The sequence below is a fragment of the Rhizobium sp. BK456 genome (genome assembly GCF_014194045.1).
Lineage (GTDB): Bacteria > Pseudomonadota > Alphaproteobacteria > Rhizobiales > Rhizobiaceae > Rhizobium > Rhizobium redzepovicii.
In genome coordinates, this window is sequence record NZ_JACIAO010000009.1 from 66,799 (window position 1) to 85,210 (window position 18,412).

Annotated in this window: 20 protein-coding genes; 10 read left to right on the top strand and 10 right to left on the bottom strand. The window is 59.7% G+C overall.

From position 1 onward, the window contains the following. Positions 1-407 precede the first annotated feature (407 nt). The 4 genes from FHX03_RS23810 (at position 408) to FHX03_RS23825 (ending at position 1,663) form a co-directional block, all read left to right on the top strand. A complete protein-coding gene (locus tag FHX03_RS23810; protein ID WP_183855741.1) occupies positions 408-560 on the top strand; it encodes a hypothetical protein in 153 nt (50 codons plus the stop codon). Positions 561-586: 26 nt separating this feature from the next. Further along, positions 587-820 carry a 30S ribosomal protein S21 gene (rpsU, locus tag FHX03_RS23815; RefSeq protein WP_183855743.1) on the top strand — a complete coding sequence of 78 codons (234 nt, stop codon included), beginning with the start codon at positions 587-589 and terminating at the stop codon, positions 818-820. Between the two features lie 73 nt (positions 821-893). After that, entirely contained in the window at positions 894-1,088 is a 195-nt protein-coding gene (locus tag FHX03_RS23820; RefSeq protein ID WP_097626113.1) for a hypothetical protein, read from the top strand. Positions 1,089-1,183: 95 nt separating this feature from the next. Further along, a complete protein-coding gene (locus FHX03_RS23825; RefSeq protein ID WP_183855745.1) occupies positions 1,184-1,663 on the top strand; it encodes a pyridoxamine 5'-phosphate oxidase family protein in 480 nt (159 codons plus the stop codon). 15 nt (positions 1,664-1,678) lie between these two features. Here the strand turns inward: FHX03_RS23825 and FHX03_RS23830 are convergent, their stop codons facing one another. Further along, complete coding sequence (locus tag FHX03_RS23830) at positions 1,679-2,590, bottom strand: LysR family transcriptional regulator (protein WP_183855747.1); 912 nt, start codon at positions 2,588-2,590, stop codon at positions 1,679-1,681. A gap of 96 nt (positions 2,591-2,686) precedes the next feature. Here FHX03_RS23830 and FHX03_RS23835 point away from each other — a divergent pair, with 96 nt between their 5' ends. Next, positions 2,687-3,562, top strand: a complete 876-nt coding sequence (locus tag FHX03_RS23835; RefSeq protein WP_183779962.1) for an aldo/keto reductase family oxidoreductase — start codon at positions 2,687-2,689, stop codon at positions 3,560-3,562. A gap of 121 nt (positions 3,563-3,683) precedes the next feature. Here the strand turns inward: FHX03_RS23835 and ppk2 are convergent, their stop codons facing one another. The 7 genes from ppk2 to FHX03_RS23870 form a co-directional block, all read right to left on the bottom strand. Further along, positions 3,684-4,598, bottom strand: a complete 915-nt coding sequence (gene ppk2, locus FHX03_RS23840) for a polyphosphate kinase 2 (protein WP_183855749.1) — start codon at positions 4,596-4,598, stop codon at positions 3,684-3,686. Between the two features lie 109 nt (positions 4,599-4,707). After that, entirely contained in the window at positions 4,708-6,360 is a 1,653-nt protein-coding gene (locus FHX03_RS23845) for a GMC oxidoreductase (protein ID WP_183779964.1), read from the bottom strand. An 84-nt stretch (positions 6,361-6,444) separates the two neighbouring features. After that, positions 6,445-7,527 (bottom strand): ABC transporter ATP-binding protein, encoded by a 1,083-nt coding sequence (locus FHX03_RS23850; RefSeq protein WP_183855751.1) that lies wholly within the window; start codon positions 7,525-7,527, stop codon positions 6,445-6,447. 7 nt (positions 7,528-7,534) lie between these two features. Beyond that, positions 7,535-8,419, bottom strand: coding sequence for a carbohydrate ABC transporter permease (locus tag FHX03_RS23855; protein WP_097626119.1), 885 nt, complete (start codon positions 8,417-8,419; stop codon positions 7,535-7,537). Continuing rightward, entirely contained in the window at positions 8,419-9,306 is an 888-nt protein-coding gene (locus FHX03_RS23860; protein WP_183855753.1) for a carbohydrate ABC transporter permease, read from the bottom strand. The genes FHX03_RS23855 and FHX03_RS23860 overlap by 1 nt, the downstream gene beginning before the upstream one ends. A gap of 100 nt (positions 9,307-9,406) precedes the next feature. Further along, on the bottom strand, positions 9,407-10,639 hold the full coding sequence (locus tag FHX03_RS23865) for an ABC transporter substrate-binding protein (RefSeq protein ID WP_183855755.1): 1,233 nt from the start codon (positions 10,637-10,639) through the stop codon (positions 9,407-9,409). 60 nt (positions 10,640-10,699) lie between these two features. Next, positions 10,700-11,653, bottom strand: coding sequence for a sugar phosphate isomerase/epimerase family protein (locus FHX03_RS23870; RefSeq protein WP_183855757.1), 954 nt, complete (start codon positions 11,651-11,653; stop codon positions 10,700-10,702). Between the two features lie 221 nt (positions 11,654-11,874). Between FHX03_RS23870 and FHX03_RS23875 the strand changes: the two genes are divergently transcribed. Next, the gene (locus FHX03_RS23875; RefSeq protein ID WP_183855759.1) at positions 11,875-12,945 is read left to right on the top strand and encodes a LacI family DNA-binding transcriptional regulator; all 1,071 of its coding nucleotides are present in this window, start codon (positions 11,875-11,877) and stop codon (positions 12,943-12,945) included. A gap of 63 nt (positions 12,946-13,008) precedes the next feature. On the opposite strand, the gene FHX03_RS23880 is transcribed toward FHX03_RS23875, so the two are convergent. Both FHX03_RS23880 and FHX03_RS23885 read right to left on the bottom strand, forming a co-directional pair. Next, positions 13,009-13,431: a type II toxin-antitoxin system VapC family toxin gene (locus tag FHX03_RS23880; RefSeq protein WP_131711154.1), complete on the bottom strand. Its 423-nt coding sequence runs from the start codon at positions 13,429-13,431 to the stop codon at positions 13,009-13,011. After that, the gene (locus FHX03_RS23885; protein WP_037093691.1) at positions 13,428-13,682 is read right to left on the bottom strand and encodes a type II toxin-antitoxin system Phd/YefM family antitoxin; all 255 of its coding nucleotides are present in this window, start codon (positions 13,680-13,682) and stop codon (positions 13,428-13,430) included. Before FHX03_RS23885 ends, FHX03_RS23880 begins: the two co-directional genes overlap by 4 nt. A gap of 273 nt (positions 13,683-13,955) precedes the next feature. Between FHX03_RS23885 and FHX03_RS23890 the strand changes: the two genes are divergently transcribed. The 4 genes from FHX03_RS23890 to FHX03_RS23905 all read left to right on the top strand — a co-directional run bounded on the left by FHX03_RS23890 (position 13,956) and on the right by FHX03_RS23905 (position 18,304). Continuing rightward, on the top strand, positions 13,956-15,830 hold the full coding sequence (locus FHX03_RS23890) for an adenylate/guanylate cyclase domain-containing protein (RefSeq protein WP_183855761.1): 1,875 nt from the start codon (positions 13,956-13,958) through the stop codon (positions 15,828-15,830). A gap of 118 nt (positions 15,831-15,948) precedes the next feature. After that, entirely contained in the window at positions 15,949-17,283 is a 1,335-nt protein-coding gene (locus FHX03_RS23895; RefSeq protein ID WP_183855763.1) for a hypothetical protein, read from the top strand. Between the two features lie 8 nt (positions 17,284-17,291). Beyond that, a complete protein-coding gene (locus FHX03_RS23900; RefSeq protein ID WP_183779987.1) occupies positions 17,292-17,897 on the top strand; it encodes a hypothetical protein in 606 nt (201 codons plus the stop codon). A gap of 32 nt (positions 17,898-17,929) precedes the next feature. After that, positions 17,930-18,304: a hypothetical protein gene (locus FHX03_RS23905; RefSeq protein WP_183779990.1), complete on the top strand. Its 375-nt coding sequence runs from the start codon at positions 17,930-17,932 to the stop codon at positions 18,302-18,304. The last annotated feature ends 108 nt before the right edge of the window (positions 18,305-18,412 follow it).

The following is an 18,412-nucleotide window of genomic DNA, read 5'->3' on the forward strand; positions in this document are numbered from 1 at the left end:
CAGCAAGCGGCCCCTTTAACAACCTATTAATACTGCAAGTCAATAGGTTATTTAATGAAAGGTTAATGTCATCACCGATACAGGCGTTGCTTAATTTCTGGGCGAATAATTTCGTTTTCACGCCAAATTGAAGAAAATTCGAGCGAATCTATACCCGGCTAACTTGAACATCGGCAACGAATATATCTAAGGGTGATTCCAGGCCCTGAAACCGAACGATCCGGCTCAGCTGTTGCAATTGCACGCCACGCCAACTATTTTAGGGCCAAAGTGGAACTCGAAGCCGTCGCGGGCTTAGGAACGGGACGCTTGTACATCGGCTGAATCGGCGCACGCCCTTGAGGCAGCGCGGTGGTCAAATCCAAAACAATCGATGAAGCCGGCAATGGCCGGTAAAGGATTTCTTTTTGATCAATACCAATACAGCCACCGCGATTGCGGCGGTGAACTCGCGTGAGGGTGACGAGACCGTTCGCCGCGCTGCCAAGACTTGGAGGCCATTTCCATGCCTTCTCACCCGCCGTGAATTGCAGGCGCTCATCGCCGAGCAGCTCGGTTAAGCGTCCCTTACATCGGAGAATTCGAAATGCAGGTAGTTGTCAGAGACAACAATGTCGATCAGGCCCTCAGGGTCTTGAAAAAGAAAATGCAGCGCGAAGGCCTGTTCCGCGAAATGAAGGAACGGCGCGCCTATGAGAAACCTTCCGAACGGCGCGTCAGGGAAAAGGCGCAGGCGATCAGCCGGCAGCGTAAGGCGGCACGCAAGCAGCTGCAGCGCGAAGGCCTGATCGTCAAGCCGAAGCGGACGGCCGCCCGTTAGAGCAATTCCAGCCAAAGAGCGTACGACCGGCTTGCCGAGCTTCGACGGTTGCATTCCCTGGAAAGGACAGACAATGGACGAATTGAATAGCCTCACCGTTTCAGAAGAACGCCTCGAGGATTGCCGCGATGTCGTGGAGCCGGATCTGCAGGATCTCATCCAACGCGCATTGATCTCAGGCTTTTCCCGCGAGGAAATTCTCATCGCCGTCAGCGAACTGGTCGCTGAAGACTTCGCAATGGTCATGGAAACCCCAAGCGTGCACTGAGAAACAAGCGCAGGGACGGTGGCAGTGGTCGAGTTTGCGGAACATTGGCCACGGCAAATGGTTACTTCGTCTCCTCTTGCCAAATGGAGATGACGATGGCCGAGCATAACGATGCGACGCGGGTATGGGAACTGATCGACAGAATAGGGTTTTGCATGCTGACGACCCGCAGCGGTGACGATCTGCGTGCCCGCCCGATGTCCGCCTATAGCGCGCAGCTCGAGAACGCGGTCTATTTTCTGACCGATGTGGCCAGCCACAAGGACGATGAGATCGCCTGCTGGCCAAATGTGTGCCTCGCCTTTGCCGATACCAAGGGGCAGAAATACGTTTCTCTGTCGGGCACGGCCGAGGTGCAGAACGACCGCGAAAAGATCAGGGAATTATGGGCGACGCCGGCCAAGGCGTGGTGGGACAATCCCGACGATCCTTCCATCCGCATCCTCAAGATGATCCCGTCTTCGGCCGAATACTGGGACAGTCCAGGCACGATCATCAGCTATATCAAGATGGCCGCCGCAGCGGTCTCGAACAGCAAGCCCGATATGGGCGGCAATGCCGAGGTCCAGCTTTGACGGATCCAGCGCTGTTCAAGCCTGCCTGTTCGAGGCCTTGACGAAATCGATAAATGCCCTGAGCGGCGCCGGCACCAGTCGCCGTCCGGGGTAATAGAGAAACGGCCCGGAAAAGCGCTGCCACCAGGGTTCCAGGATGGGCTCGAGGGCGCCGGTGTCGAGGTGTGGGCGCAGCCAGTCCTCGAATACGCAAATGATTCCGGTGCCCGAGATCGCTGCGTCGACGGTCAGATCGGTCGCCCCGCCGACCCTGACGATCAACGGTCCTGACGGTTCGACCCGCACCACCTCACCGTCTCGCTCGAACTCCCATGGCGTCGTCAGCGCGCCGCTGGCAAAACGGCCCAGCAGGCAGGCATGGCCGAGCAGTTCGCTCGGATGCTGCGGCCGGCCATGGCGGTCGAGATAGACAGGCGAAGCTGCGGTGGCGAAGCGCTGGACACGCGGCCCGATCGGCACGGCGATCATATCCTGCTCCAGCCGTTCGTCGTAGCGGATGCCGGCATCGCACCCGGCAGCGAGCACATCGACGAAACTCTCCTCGGTGATCACCTCAAGGCGAATGTCGGGATAGGCTTCGAGGAACGGCGGAACGATGGCGGGCAGCACCAGCCGCGCCGCGCTGCCCGGTACATTGAGCCGCAGCGAGCCGGCCGGCCGGTCGCGAAATCCGTTGACCACGTCGAGCGCAGACTCCACCTCGGTCAGCGCAGGGCCGAGCCGCTCCAGCAAGCCTCTACCCGCTTCGGTCGGAACGACGCTGCGTGTCGTGCGGTTGAAGAGCCTGACGCCGAGCTCGGCCTCCAGCCGACGCACCGCCTCGCTGAGGAAAGAAGCACTGCCGCCGCTTACACGCGCACCCTCGCGAAAACCACCGGCCCGCGCCACCGCAACGAAGGCATTGAGATCGCCCAAATCGACTTTCACTGTTCGCCACTCCGCACAGCCTGTGCGGATTGTAGCGAATTATCAGGCGCGCCGACAACGCCTATCTTGGCGTCATCTCTTGAAAGGAGTGAGGTCATGTCCATCATCGATCAATCCGGAACCTTCAAACTCGGCGACCGCAACGTAAAGCGGCTCGGTTACGGAGCCATGCAGCTTGCCGGGCCAGGCGTCTTTGGCCCGCCCAGGGATCATGGCGCGGCCTTGGCCGTGTTGCGCGAGGCGGTTGAGAGCGGCGTAGACCACATCGACACCAGCGATTTTTATGGTCCGCACGTCACCAACCAGATCATCCGTGAAGCGCTCCATCCTTATCGTGACGACCTTGTCATCGTCACCAAGCTCGGCGCACGACGCGGCACGGATGGATCATGGAACCCTGCCTTTTCGCCGGAAGAACTGACGGCGGCGGTCCACGACAATCTTCGTAATTTAGGGCTTGAGGTGCTTGACGTCGTCAACCTCAGAATCATGTTCGACGTTCATGGCCCCGCGGAAGGCTCGATAGAAGCACCCCTGACGGTGCTTGCCGATCTCCAGCGGCAGGGCTTGGTCCGTCACGTGGGCTTAAGCAACGCCACATCGAAGCAGATCGCCGAAGGGCGCGGGATCACCGAGATTGTCTGCGTGCAGAACCAGTACAATCTTGCGCATCGGGCCGACGATCGCCTGATCGACGAACTCGCCCGCGATGGCACCGCTTATGTGCCCTTCTTCCCGCTCGGCGGCTTCACCCCGCTGCAGTCGTCCACCCTGTCCGATGTCGCCGCACGCCTTGATGCCACGCCCATGCAAGTGGCACTCGCCTGGCTGCTACGCCGCGCGCCGCACATCCTGCTGATCCCCGGCACCTCGTCCGTTGGCCATCTGAGGGAGAACCTCGCCGCTGCCGCGCTCGTTCTGCCGGATGAGACTATCGACGAACTCAACCAAATCGGAAACATCGCCGCCTGATCTTCTAAGGCCGCGCACTATCGCTGCACCACGCTCACACGTGGGATAGCGATAGCCGAAACTTCGGCGAAGCTGGAGTCCGCTCGTCATCTGCGACCGTGAAGGCAGGTAGAGTTATGCCTCAATATCGCTCCGGCACGTGCATTTCAGGCGGAACCGGCGCCCTGTTATAGTCGGCGTGGCGGATACGATCCGGCAGCTCGATATCCGGTTTCGGAACATCCTCGTAAGGGATCTGTTCGAGCAGATGGGCGATGCAGTTCAATCGCGCCCGTTTTTTGTCCACCGCCTGCACCACCCACCAGGGTGCATCCTTGCTGTGGGTGCGCGCCAGCATTTCTTCCTTGGCCTTGGTATATTCCTCCCAGTGGACACGGCTTTCCATATCCATCGGTGAAAGTTTCCACTGCTTCAGCGGATCGTGGATGCGCATCTTGAAGCGGAATTCCTGCTCCTCGTCGGTGATCGAAAACCAGTATTTGATCAGCACGATGCCGGAGCGGACCAGCATCCGTTCGAATTCAGGCACCGAGCGGAAGAACTCCTCAAGTTCTTCCGGGGTGCAGAACCCCATGACGCGCTCGACGCCGGCGCGATTGTACCAGCTGCGGTCGAAGAGCACGATCTCGCCAGCGGTTGGGAGATGCGGGACGTAACGCTGGAAATACCATTGATGGCGCTCCCGCTCGGTCGGGGCGGGCAGCGCGACGGTGCGGCAGACGCGCGGATTGAGCCTCTGGGTGACGCGCTTGATCGCGCCGCCCTTGCCGGCCGAATCCCGGCCCTCGAAAAGCACGACGACCTTCAGCTTCTTGTGCTGAACCCAATCCTGCAGCCGCACCAGTTCGTGCTGCAGCCGGAAGAGTTCGCGGAAATAGATCTTTCGCTCGAGCGTCTGCTCGGCCGGTTCCGACATTCCCTCGGTGACCAGATCGTCCAGCCGGTCCTCCTCCATCTGCATTTCCAGCTCCTCATCGAAGCTGTCGGCGATTTCGGCCTTTATCCGGCTGAGCTGGTCCTGATGCGATTGCGACATGGTTTTTCCCTTCCTGCTTTTGTTGACAGGAGCATGTCAGTGCGAAGGTGATATGACGACCACTGATCGAGCTGAAACGGTTACTCCCGCCTCTCGTTCCAAGCGCGCCTTAAAGCTGCTCCGCCCGGTACCGGTCGACCAGGTTTCGGCAGGCGCGGATCGTCAGGGCCATGACGGTGAGCGTCGTGCCGGCGATGCCACTGCCGGGAAAGGCGCTGGCGTCGGTGACGATGAGGTTTGGGGCATCCCAGACCTGATTGAAAGGGTTGAGCACCGACACGTCCGGGCTTTCGCCCATGCGGGCACCGCCGGTTTCGTGGATTGCCGCACCCATGCACATGGTCTTGCGAAACCATGTGCGAAACATGAAGCGGCTGAAAGCATCGGCGTCGGGGAAAGCGCCCTTGCCCATCTCCTTGAGGCCGGTGGGCGAGCCGATGAATTCGAGTTCTCCGCCGACCTCGCTCACCATGGCGATCAGCGTCTCCTCCTGCATGTGAAGCAGCGCCTGCTCCTCCGCCTGCATGACGCAGCGGATATGCGGCACGGGAATGTTCCAGGCGTCCTTGCGCCTGCCATCGAGGGTGATGCGATTGTCGGCATAGGGCAGCATTCGGCCGAAGCCGAAGAAGGCGAGACGCGCATCGGCATCTCCCGAAACCGGCGCCCGGCCGACGCTGCCCTGGTAGTCGAAATCGCCGCGGGCGGCATCACCCTCGCCGAAGCGGGGGATGAAGATCCCGCCCGATGGATTGTAGAACGGGTCGGCCGGAGCGGATTCATCCTGCGCCCAGCCCTTCGCCTTCGAAAAGGAGCCGAAGGCGAGGCAGGGAAGCTGGTCCATGAAATAGCGGCCGAGGACGCCCGAGCTGTTTCCGAGCCCGTCAGGATGTCTTGCCGAAACCGAATTGAGCAGCAGCCGCACGCTCTCGATCGGCGATGCGGAAAGAACCACCGTTGCGGCACGGGCAGTCGAAACATGACCCGTGTTGCGATCGATGAATTCCGCGCCGGTGGCGCGGCCGGTTTTCTCGTCGGTGGTGATGCGGCGAACGACGGCGTCGTAGCGGACGGTCAGCCGGCCGGTGGCCTTGGCGTCCCTGAGCGGCCGCGGCATGCGTTCGGCGTCCGGCGCAATGTAGCGCCAGGAGACGACGTGCCTCTCCGGCCAGCGGCTTTCGACCGCCTGCTTGAAGATCTGCTCGGCGGGCGTCAGGCCTGCCGGTTTGGCATAGATGCCATCCGGCAGGCTCGGCACATCATCCTTGTTGCCGTAAAGCCCGAGATAGGTTTCCACCTCGTCGTAAAAAGGCGTGAGCTCGTCATAGGAGACCGGCCAGTCCACACCCTTTCCAGAGCGCGACCGGATCTTGAAATCGTCGTCGGTCCAGCGCAGCAGCACGCGGCCGAAACTGTGCAGACGCCCGCCGCCCTGGCGGCCGCGGATCCACAGGAAAGGCTCGCCCTTCGGCGTCGTATAGGGATTCTTGCGGTCGTTGACGAAGAAATGGCTGAAGCGCTCGGTAAAAAAAGCCGCCCGCGCCTGGATCGGTTGGCCCTTGATCGTGGCCCGGGCGCGCTCCCAGATATTGATGCTGCTGGCGGGCGCCTTCTTGCGTGCAGGGTCGAAATCTTGAGGCCCGACGGCAGGACCTGCCTCCAGAAGGAGCACGGATAGTCCTTGCGCCGTCAGTTCTTTGACCGCGAAAGAACCCGCCGCGCCGGAGCCGATCACCAGCGCATCATAGACGATCTCAGACATGTCTTTCCAAATCCTGTCCTGGAGCAATTGCTCAAATCGGCGCGCAGCGCGCCGGCAATTGCGAGAAAACAAAGGCGCGGCGCATCAGAGCCGCGATCCATCGGCGCCGAAGAGCGACGCCTTGGCGATATCGAGCCCGGGAGCCACGGCGTCGCCCGGCTGCAGATCCACGTCGCCCATGAGTCTCAGCGAAAGGCTTTGATCGGCCCAGTCGAACCAGACGACCGCATCCGACCCCATCGGCTCGACGACGGAAACGCGGCCGGGAATGGTGGGCAGGCGGCTTGTCGCCCCGTCGAGCACGAGGTGTTCGGGGCGAAAGCCGAGTGTTGCCGGTCCTTCCGCCGCCCCCGCGCTAAAGGCATAGCCGGAGAGCTCGACGGCGAGCCCTTTGCTCCGGAAGAGCGGCGAGGCGCCGCTGCGCTCGATCCGGCCTTCGACGAAATTCATCGCCGGCGCGCCGATGAAGCTGGCGACGAAGAGATTGGCCGGACAGCGATAGATCTCGGCCGGCGAAGCGAGCTGCTGGATCAGACCGTCGCGCATGATGGCGATGCGGTCGGCAAGCGTCAGCGCCTCCACCTGGTCATGGGTCACGTAGATCATTGTGTTGCCGAGGCGCTGATGCAGCTTCTTGATCTCGACGCGCAATTCGTTGCGCAGCTTGGCGTCGAGGTTCGACAGCGGTTCGTCGAAGAGGAAGACATCGACTTCCCGCACCAGCGCTCGGCCGATGGCGACACGCTGGCGCTGGCCGCCGGAAAGCTCCGCTGGGCGCCTGTCGAGCAGCGCTTCGAGATGGAGGAGGGCAGCCGTCCGGGCGACACGGGCTTCGATCTCGGCTTTCGGCAGACCGGCGATACGAAGGCCGAAGGAGAGGTTCTTGCGGACCGACATGCGCGGGTAAAGCGCATAGGACTGAAAGACCATGCCGATGCCGCGGTCCTTCGGTTCTTCCCAGCTGACGTTCTTGCCTGAGATCCACACCTCGCCTGATGTAATATCCTGGAGGCCGGCAATTGCGCTCAGAAGCGTTGACTTGCCACAGCCGGAAGGGCCGAGCAGCACCAGGAATTCCTGCGGGGCGATATCGATCGACAGCTTCTCGATCACCGTATGGTCGCCATAGGCGATCTTCAGGTCCTTGACGGAAACGGCAGATTGCATGGAAACGTTACCCCTTGACTGCGCCGGCGGCGATGCCGCGCACGAACCAGCGGCCGGATAGGAAATAGATGGCGAGCGGAACGATGGCGGTGAGGATCGTCGCCGCCATGTTCACGTTGTAGGTCCGCTCGCCCATCGTGGTGTTGACGATATTGTTGAGCTGCACCGTCATCGGCAGGTTGTCGCGCCCGGCAAAAACCAGACCGAGCAGGAAGTCGTTCCAGATGCCGGTGAACTGCAGCATGGAGACAACAACCACCATCGGCACGGCGATCGGCAGCATGATCTCGAAAAAGATCCGCCAGAAGCCGGCGCCGTCGACGCGTGCCGCCTTGCAGAGCTCTTCCGGCACGCTGACGAAATAATTGCGGAAGAGCAGCGTCACCAGCGGCAGGCCGAAGATGACATGCACGAGAATGATGCCGGCGAGCGAATTGTAGAGATCGATATTCGCCATCACCCGGACCATCGGGTAGAGGAAGATCTGATAGGGGATGAGACCGCCGGCCATCAGCAGACCGAAGAGCAGGTTTGCCCCGCGCGGCCGCCAGAGCGACAGCGCATAGCCGTTGACGGCGCCGATGAAGACCGAGAGCGCCACCGCGGGTAGGGTGATCGCCACCGAATTCCAGAAGCCGCTACGAATGCCGACACAGACGGTTCCCATGCAGGCGCCCGACCAGGCGGTCACCCAGGCGGAGAAATCGAGCGTCGCCGGCAGGGCAAAGATCTGACCGAGCCGGATTTCGTCCATCGATTTCAGCGAGGTGACGACCATGGTGTAGAGCGGCAGCAGGAAGAAAAGCGCGGCAACGACCAGGAAGGCATAGAGGCCGATCCGCCCGGCCGTCAGGCGCGCCGGTTTCGGGCCGTTCGGATGGGGACCGGTCATCACGCGGCTCCCTTTGCTCTGGCGCGTATATGCATCGCGTAGCGGAAGGGAGCGACGGCGATGATGACGCCGAGGACAAGTACTGTTGCGCCGGCTGTGGCGAGGCCGAGATTCTGGCGCCCGAACAGATTGTCCATAATGAATTTTGCCGGCACCTCAGTCGCATTGCCGGGACCGCCATTGGTCATGGCGACGACGATGTCGTAGGTCTTGATCACGCCCATGGCGAGCAGCATGCCGGCCGCGGCCAGCGCCGGCCCGAGCTGCGGCAGGATGATCGAGGTGTAGATGCGCCAGACGGGAATGCCGTCGATGCGCGCCGCCTTCCATTGCTCGGCCTCGATGCCGCGCATGCCGGCAAGCGCGATGACCATCACCAGCCCCGCACCCTGCCATACGCCGGCAAGCACGAGCGCATAGATCGCCATGTCGCGGTTGACCACCCAGTCGAGGACGAAGCTTTCCCAGCCGAGCGACCGCACGCTCGCCTGGATGCCGAGCGTCGGATTGAGCATCCATTGCCAGATCAACCCGGTCACCACGAAGGACATGGCATAGGGATAAAGAAATATGGTTCTGAAGGCGCTTTCGAAGCGGATCTTTCGATCCAGCGCCGCGGCCAGCAGAAAGCCGAGCAACAGGCAGCCTGCGACGTAGAGCACGCCGAAGATCAACACGTTTTGCAGCGATGCGAGCCACTTGGCGGAAGAGAACAGCTTCGAATACTGGGCAAATCCGACGTAGGTCGAGGACGGAAAAAGCGTCGAGTTGGTGAAGGACAGGCGGATCGACCAGGCCATGGTGCCAATGAAGACCGCGACCGCGGCGCACCAAGTCGGCAACAGGGCGATGGTGGCGGAAAGATTGGGCTTGCGTTTGATGGGCATCGGCCAGCTCGTTGACGGAAAGCGGGGCACACGCCACCGCGCGAGGCAGCGGCGGCGGCTGCCGCGGCGCCGGGATCAGGCCGACGCCGCAGGCACTATTCTACTCGAAGACGGCGAAGAAATTCTGAGCCGCAGAGGCCGCATCGTTCGAGCCACCGCTCCAGTATTCGTCGACGAAATCGTCGAGCGCGCCGACCTGCTGGGGTGTCAGCACGATTGCCTGATCCGGGACGATCGCGCCGGAAGCCATGAGCTCGACACCCTTCTGGGCGCAGACATCAAGCTTCGACTTGTCGACATCGGTGCGCATTGGAACCGAGCCCTTCTTCAAAGCGAATTCGACCTGGACGGCGGGATCCATGACGACTTCAGCGAGAAGTTTCTGCGCCTTGTCGGTCGCGGCATTGCCGGTCTTCGGGAACCAGAGGGAATCGGCGATATAGACCATGCCCTTGGACTCCGGCACGATCATGCAGCCGTAATCTTTGCCTGGTTCCTTGCCGGCAACGGTGAATTCGCCCTTTGCCCAGTCGCCCATGAACTGGACGCCGGCCTTGGCGGTGATCAGCATGGCTGTTGCGTCGTTCCAGTTGCGGCCGGCAGCCCCGGCATCGACATAGCCGCGCAGCTTGCCGAGAATTTCGAGGGTCTTCTTGACGCCGTCAATGGAGGCCTGGCTCTTGTCCTTGTCGACATAGATCTTCAGGAAGCCGTCGATCCCGACCTGCGAGAGCAGGATCATGTTGAAGACCTTGGTCTGCTGCCAGGGCTGGCCGCCCCAGGCAACGGGAACGATGCCGGCAGCCTTCAGCTTGTCGAAGTCGTCGAAGAACTCGTCCCAGGTTTTGGGCTCCTCGGCGATGCCGGCCTTGCCGAAGGCTTCCTTTGAATAAAAGACCCAGCTCTCGCCGTGGGCGCCGGTCGGCGCGAGATAGACCTTGCCGTCGTAAGAGATGAGATCATGGATCGATGTCGGCAGGACGTCGGCCCATTTGCCGGCAGCGGCGACATCGTCGATCGGGTAGAACAGTCCCTGGCCGACGAAATCCGCAGCGGCGAGACCGATGACACCCTGCTTGGCGCCGGGCGCGTCACCGGCGACAATACGGTTCTGGAACGCCGCATCGGCGGCGCCGAAGCCGGCGATCGAGGAATCCTTCCAGACGCCGCCGCGCTTTTCGAATTCGGTCTTGATGACGTTGAGGGCTGCCGCTTCGCCGCCCGACGTCCAGGACGACATGATCTCGATTGTTGGCTTGTCCTCAGCATGCGCCGAAGCGAAGAGACCGGCGAATGCCACACCGGCAAGAAAAAGCTTCATCATGGTCTTCATTGTTCCACCTCTTGAAAATGCCCTCTTTGCGGGGCGTTCGTTGTCTTCAGGATTGTCTTGTCAGCGATAGATCGGCAGGAGCGCCTGCCGGACGAGCGTTAGCCCATTGGCGATGTCGCGGACCGGATTCGGCGCGGCATCGAGTTCGAGGATCGCCCAACCTTCATAGGCCCGGTCGCGCAGCAGTCGGATCCAGGCCGGCCAGTCGACCCGACCGAGGCCGAAGCCGCAGAAATAGGGACGGTGGCGATCGTGGATATGCTTGTCGATCGGCGTGTCGGCGGGCATGGGGCCGATCGCATCCTTCCAATGGGCGATGATCATCCGCTCGTGATGGCGATCGACGAGTTGAACGGGGTCGGCACCGGCAACGATGATATGGGCCGTGTCCGGGCACATATGCACATAGGCCGGGTCGGTCAGAAGCATCATCAGGTCGACGTCACGCGCGGCGGCAAAGATCGAATGCGCCTCGGTATGCAGCGCCAGCCGCACGCCCCTCGCGTAGAGGATCGCTCCGAGCCGGTTCAGAAAATCGGCAATCACCTTGGCACGGTCGAAATCATGAAACTGTACCGGTTGGGCACCGAGCGTCTGGCGCAAGGGCGCGCCGATCACCATGATGTCGCTGCCGCAGGCTTTCAGGAAGTCGGCATAGCGTTCCGCCTTGTCGATCAGCGCGCGCTGAGCCGCGGGGTCGGCAAAATCACCCGCCGCCTCCAATTCCGCGAAGAAGCCGCTGCAGAGCGTCAAGCCGCGTTTTTCCAGCTCGGCCGCGAAAGCGTCGACCGAACCATAGGTCTTGATCGCATCCTGCCAGTTGAAGGGAGAAAAAGTGAGTTCGACACCGGTGACGCCGGAGGCCTTGACGCTGTCGAGGATCTTGTTCCAGAAGGGGCGCGGTTCGGCGCGCGCATAGGCGACGATCGCATCATCGCTATCGACGCCCCAGAAGCCGGGATGAAAGAACGTCACGAGATCGACGCCGAAGTGCAGCCTGTCGCCAGTCGCCATAATTTGTCCATTCTCGAGGCACGACCCATCGGCGTGCGGAACAACAGTCCCGCATCCAATAAGTCATGGGTTTTCAACGCATTAAGAAATGGCAATCGTTTGCCATTTGAAGATGATAGCCAAGCTGGTCTTTTTGGCAAGCGATTTTTGGCAAACGTTTGCTATCGACCATAGCCTGTCTTAAAGTTGCAAATCGAAGCATCCGAGAGAAAGAAATAAACGTGAATAAAAACAAGGATGTGGTCAGCGAGGATCAATCGGGCGCATTGATGGCCGATGTCGCGCGGCTCGCCGGCGTTGCGATATCGACGGTCAGCCGTGCGCTCGCCAACCCGGGGCGGGTTAACGAAAAGACCCGCGCCAAGATCAACGCCGCGGCCAAGCAACTCGGCTATACGCCGAATGCGATGGCGCGCGGCCTCAGGGTTGGCAAATCCAACATCATCATGATCATTCTGCCCGGATCGCTTTATTACGGCGTCTCACAGATCATTCCGCAGGTCCTGCAGAGCATCAACAAATCGCTGATCCAAGGTGGCTACAATCTGATGATCGCCAACCTCGATCGTGATGAGATTTCCGAGCGGCACATTCTCGATCTCGCCTTCGGCGGCAGCGTCCGCGGCGCCATCATTCTGTCGTCGAAGCTTCCCGAGGTCGACGGGCGCTCGCTGGCAAATTCCGGCCTGCCGATCGTGTCGATGCTGCTCGACATGAGCGATGCGGGCCTGCAGAGCGTCGTGACCAATGACCGCGAAGCTGTGCGCGATGTCACGGCCGAACTGATCCGGCTGGGCCATCGGCGGTTTTTCTATCTTGCAGGACCTGAAGGCAATTATCACGACGTCGAGCGCTATGGCGGTGTGCTCGAGGCGCTTGAGGCAGCCGGCTTACCGAAGGAGTCCGTGCATCGCTCGGGTGGTCGCCTCGATTATCAGCACGGTTTCGATATCGGCGTGCAGGCGGCAGACGATTTCGCGGAGTTGGCTGAAAAACCGACGGCGGTCATCGCCACCAGCGACGACATGGCCATTTCATTCGTCAGCTGCATCAAGCGCGCAGGTTTGATCATTCCCGACGATCTATCCGTCGTCTCCTTCGACGGCTCCCCGGTCTGCGAATTCTCCGCGCCGCCGCTCTCGACGATCGAGCAGCCGGTGGAAGAGATGGGCCGCGCCGCGGTGGAACTCCTGCTCGACGCCATTGGCCAAAAGCAAAACCCGGTCTCGGTGCGCACCATCATCCGCAGCAAGCTTATCCTGCGGGAAAGCATCGCCCCTCCGAAGAGCTGACGCGGCAACACCGGCTGTGTATCTCTGACGCCGCGATCTGATCCATGCAAGCAGCTCTGCTGCTCAGCCTTGCCAAGGATCGACAATGACGACACCGGTGCCGTCGAAATCTCTCACGTTTCGCGTCACCACGGTGAGATTGTGAACGAGTGCGGTCGCAGCAATCAACGCATCGGCCTCGTTGCGCCGGTCGGGAATATGCAGATGCGCGCAACGCGTTGCAATGGCATCGTCGATTGGCAGGATCCGGCCAACGAATTCCCGGCGCACATGGTCGTCCAGCCATGTGCGCAGGCGTGAGCCTTGGCGCGCATCTCGTCGCTGGATCGCAAGCACGCCTCGTTCCAATTCGAGAATGGAGATTGCAGAGAGATAAAAGTCTGAAGCGTTCGCGGTTTCGATCCACGCCACGACTTGAGGATCAGCCTTGCCATCACCAACCTTGCGCAGCTCCGAGATGACATTCGTATCCAGCAGATAGCTCAAGACAGGTCAACTCCGCGGGTTTTGATCTCGACCCGCGTTGGCATGAAGTCGATTTCCGATAAGCCCGGCATGGAAAGCCCATCGACCAGGCTTTGGCGGCTGCCGGAAAGACGTTGAAATTCTTCATATGTCAGAAGCACATGGGACGGCTTGCCGCGGTCCGTTATGATGACGGGCCCCTTTTTTGCAGCTTTCTTCGCACTGCTGACATCGTGATTGAGCTCGCGGCTGGAAAGCGTGGTAACGGTCATGGCATGCCTCATGTAGGTATTTACCTACATATAACATTGCCGGCCGTCAGAACAAGCATTGTGTCGTCGTTGAATTCATTCGTCGACAATATCAGCCATATCTCTGACTAAGCAGGGCCCGTGGCATGCCGATCTTGCCGTGAGCTTGCAACTCCGGGAGTTCTTTCGGCCGGGAGGGAGATTTTAGTTGTCAGTAATACAATCGTCCGGCAACATTACCGGCTAGCTTCTAGAATTGCGTAGTATTGCCACCAGCACGTTGGGGAGACGGGCATGTGTGCAGAGCTTCTTGAACGTCGGCTGGCGGCTATCTTGGCTGCCGATGTGGTGGGCTACAGCCGTCTTCTGGAGGCAAACGAAGAGGAGACGCTCAACGCCCTTCGTCTACATCGCCGGGAGCTCTTCGATCCTGCCGTCGAAACCCATGGCGGGCATATCATCAAGATAATGGGGGACGGTTTCCTTGTCGAGTTCGGCAGCGTGCTGAGTGCTGCACGTTGTGCGGTCGAAATCCAGCGCGGCATGCTGGAGCGCAACATCGGAATTCCTGCGGACAGGCATTTTGCGTTCCGAATAGGCTTGAATCTGGGTGACATCGTCTTCGACGAGGACGATTTTCATGGGGACGGCATTAATGTGGCAGTCCGGCTGCAAGCCCTTGCGGCGCCTGGTGGTATCGCCTGTTCGGCGGCCGTGCGCCACGAAGTCGCAAACAAGCTCGGCCTCGATTTCGCAGACCAGGGCGAAAAGACCGTCAAGAACATCTCCCGTCCGGTGCACGTCTATTTTGCCGATTGGGGCAATGTCGCCTCCGGTGAAGGCATGCCGCTTGCCACAAACGGCCACACGCAGGCACCCGTCAACAAGCCATCCGTAGCAATCCTGCCATTTGCCAACATCAGCGACGATCCCGCCCAAGAGTTTTTCAGCGACGGCATCACCGAGGACATCATCACTGATCTATCGAATGTTTCAGGCCTCTTTGTCCTGAGCCGCAACACCGTCTTCACATGGAAAGGCCGCAGCGAGAACCTGCAGCGCATCGCCAGGGAGCTCGGCGTTGCTTACATCGTAGAGGGCAGTGTCCGCAAAGCCGGCAACCATCTAAGGATCAATGCCGAATTGATCGACGCAGCTAGCGACGGTCACGTCTGGGCCGCACGTTACGACCGCGACCTCACCGATATCTTCGAGGTTCAGGACGAGATCACGAAGGCAATTGTCGAGCAACTAAGGGTCAAGCTGCTCCCGGAGGAAAAGGAGGCAATCGAGCAAGCGCCGACAGAGAGTGTCGAAGCCTATACGCATTTCCTCAGAGGGCGGGAATACTACCATATTGCCTCGCGCTCGAACCATCTGATGGCCAGGCAGAGCTTCGCCCGAGCCATCGAATTGGATCCGAATTATGCCCGCGCCTATGCGGGAATCGCGGTTTGCGATGCGCGTTTGCGATCCCAGTTCGGCACCGGGATTCCGGTAGAAGACATTCTGGCGAATACGACGATGGCGCTCGTTATCGATCCCAATCTGGCGGAGGCCCATGCGGCGAAGGGATTTGCTTTGGCGGTCGCCGGCAATCGCACCGAGGCAGTTTCTGCATTCGAGCAGGCGTTGTCGCTCGACGCCAATTGCCACGAGGCAAATCGGTACTATGCCGAATTCTGCGTCACCGAAGGTCAATTCGAACTCGCGGCAACGCACCTCCAGCGTGCGATGGAAATCAAGCCTGCCGATTATGGTGCGCCGATCATGCTTGTGAACGTCCTTCGTTCGCTCGGGCAAATAGACAAGGCCAGCAGCTATGCGCGGATCGCCTTGAAAAAGGCGGAGGAAGAACTGCGGCTACATCCGGAGAATGCCAATGTTGCCTGCCTGGGAGCGACGGCGCTGGCCTTTCTCGGTGTCCGCGATCAGGCTCTGGAGTGGTTGGCCCGTTCTCTGGCAACGGATCCAGATGATATCAACATTCAGTACAATGCTGCTTGCACTTATGCACTGCTTGGCGAAATCGAGCGAGCGATAGACTTGCTCGAGGTCTGGATGCCTCAGGTCGGCATCGAGATGCGGCTGTGGTTCAAGAACGATTCCGACCTCGATGCGATTCGCAGTCACCCCCGCTATTTAGGGTTGGTTGAACTGTCAGAATAACGCCCCGGTACATTTTTGCAGGCTGGCTCTAATTCTAATTTACTACTTGCTAAAATGCTTGCGAGCGCCGATCGTCAACTTAAACTGGCAGCATAAAAGTCTTTTGAGGGGGGAGCGGATGGGCACCCGGTTCAGACTTTTTGTACAGCCTCCATTTGAAGATCCTCGGTCTCGTCCCGAGATCGTCGAAGTTTCGTCTCCGTTGGGTAGCGTGACAGCCGGCCCGGCCGACGATCGCATGTTCGTTGTGGAGCCGGTTGGCAAGACCGGTCCTTACGGCGTGAACCGCGGGCCGCTCGGTACGCCATACATGTATCTGCCGCCCTGGACCGGGAAAATCCTTGAGCCCGCCACCCCCGACGCGTGCGGCAATTTCGACTATCTCCGACCGTCGATGGCTGGCTTCGAAGCCGCGCATGTTTTTGGATGCGTGCGGTTCACACTGGATGTGTGGGAGCGCTATCTCGGCCAACCGCTCACCTGGCATTTTCGTGATCATTACGACCGTCTGGAGATCTCGATCCTGCGGCGCTGGGACAATGCACAATATGGCTATGGTTTCCTCGAAGTCGGCAGCCAGTTCGAGAGCGACGGGCGCGTCCTTCCCTTCAGCCTGGATTTCGACGTCGTCGCGCATGAGGTGGGGCACGCGATCATCTTCAGCGTTTTGGGCGTGCCGCACCCCGAAGCTGAGTATCCCGAATATCTTGGTTTTCAGGAGGCCTTCTCCGACTGCGTGTCGCTGATCGCGGCCATGCATTTTCCGTCGGTAATCGACAATGTTCTCGCGGAGACGCGCGGGAACCTCTACCGGGCAAACCGCCTGTCACGCTTTTCGGAATTTTCGCCGCATCGCCAGATACGGTCGGCAAACAACAAACGGACGATGGCCGAGTTTGCGCGTCGTGGGTGGAAGGACGAGCACGAGCTTTCGCAGCCGCTGACCGGTGCGATATTCGACATCCTCGTCGACATTTTTCATGAGAGCCTAGTGGCGCGCGGCCTGATCTCCCATGCGGTTGAAGATCTGGCAGATGTTGCCGAGTTCGATCCAGCCGCCGAGGCGCCCGTGCAGTATGCTTTCGACCGTGCTTTCGCGTGGAATTCGGATGGGTTTGTCGAAGCATTGCTCGACGCCCGCGATATCGTCGGGACATATCTGGCGGAAACCTTGTGGGCTCTCGCTCCCGACTTCCTCGATTACGGCGACGTCGCGAGAACGATGCTTGCGATTGATCGGGACGAAAGTGGCGGTCAGTTCGCACGGATCATCAGTAGGAACTTCAGGCGACGGGCGATTGGTGAAATGCACGCTGGCCCGCACCTCAAAGGCGGCGAGCATCACAGTCACATCAACTCTGCTCGGACGTTGCTGCCGATAGATTATCTGGAGCTCCCGAAGATGACCTTTCGCGAGAAAGTTTTGCTGTCGAGATCAATGAGCAGTCAATAATCCGGTAGATGGAGGGAGAAGTGGCAGACAATGAAACCTTACTAGGCCTATCAGCGATACATCTGTTCGGGCGCCCACTGAGTGATCTGATTCTCAGAGGTGGACCGATTTATCAGAACCTAAGCGTACCGATTGCAGGAAGAAATAATTTCCTGAGAGACCAGCTCGGTGCAGCCGACGCGGTTCTGGCGCGTATCTTTGCTTTCTCCTTCGAGGGAGCATTCATTGAACTTGGTCGGCCAGCCATCTTCGTTGTCCACGGCCCTGGGGCCGATCCAGACGATCCACCCCCGAGGAACGTGGCCGGTGATATCGAGTATGACAGATTGTATCGATCCCCTGGTTCGAGTGCACGAACCGGCCTTGGTTCCCAATTCGGGGCACTCGCTAAGGACATGAGGGTGTGGATTTATGACAAAGGCGATGTCTCAATGAGGCTTGATGCCGAAACAGGGACCCTTGAGCAAATCCTGCTGTCGGCCGAGGTTTCAACCGATCCTAGAGGAATGACCAGCGGCGCAATGTCCCGCTCGGGCGGCGCCCTGTCCCGTTCTGGTGGCGTGATGTCAAGATCAGGCGGGTTCATCCCTCGCAGATCGAGCGATAACGACTAATCCGAACAAAAGAAACCAATGAGGAGGATAATATGGGTACCGTAAACCCCAGAGTGGAAATTGATCGGCTTGAGCCGGAGATTGTAGTTGCTCCGTTACTTGTTCGAACACCGTTTAAAATTATAGGATCCGGCTTCAACAGTAAAATATACATATATATATCCACTCAATCAAACGGAAGTGACGACGTTTCAAATCCAAATGGAAGCGACGAGAAAGAAAAATACAAAATTAAAATAGACACTGACGATTCGGCCACGAGCACGGATAAAGTTTTATCGTTGGTTGTTAAACCGGAGCTTGACGCCGGCCCATTCGATGAAACAACAGAGTTCTGGATTGCTATCAAACTCGAAGATAGGAATGGGAAGTTTGAAGCGGCAAGGAAAACTTTCAAACTTGTCTGACGCCCAGGTCGCTTTGTAGAGGGCGGGTTAAGGGATCCACCGACCCTGAGCGCAGTCGCCGGGCGCGCGTCCGGCCGGCCGCACCGATCGACACGCGAGCCGCTTGCT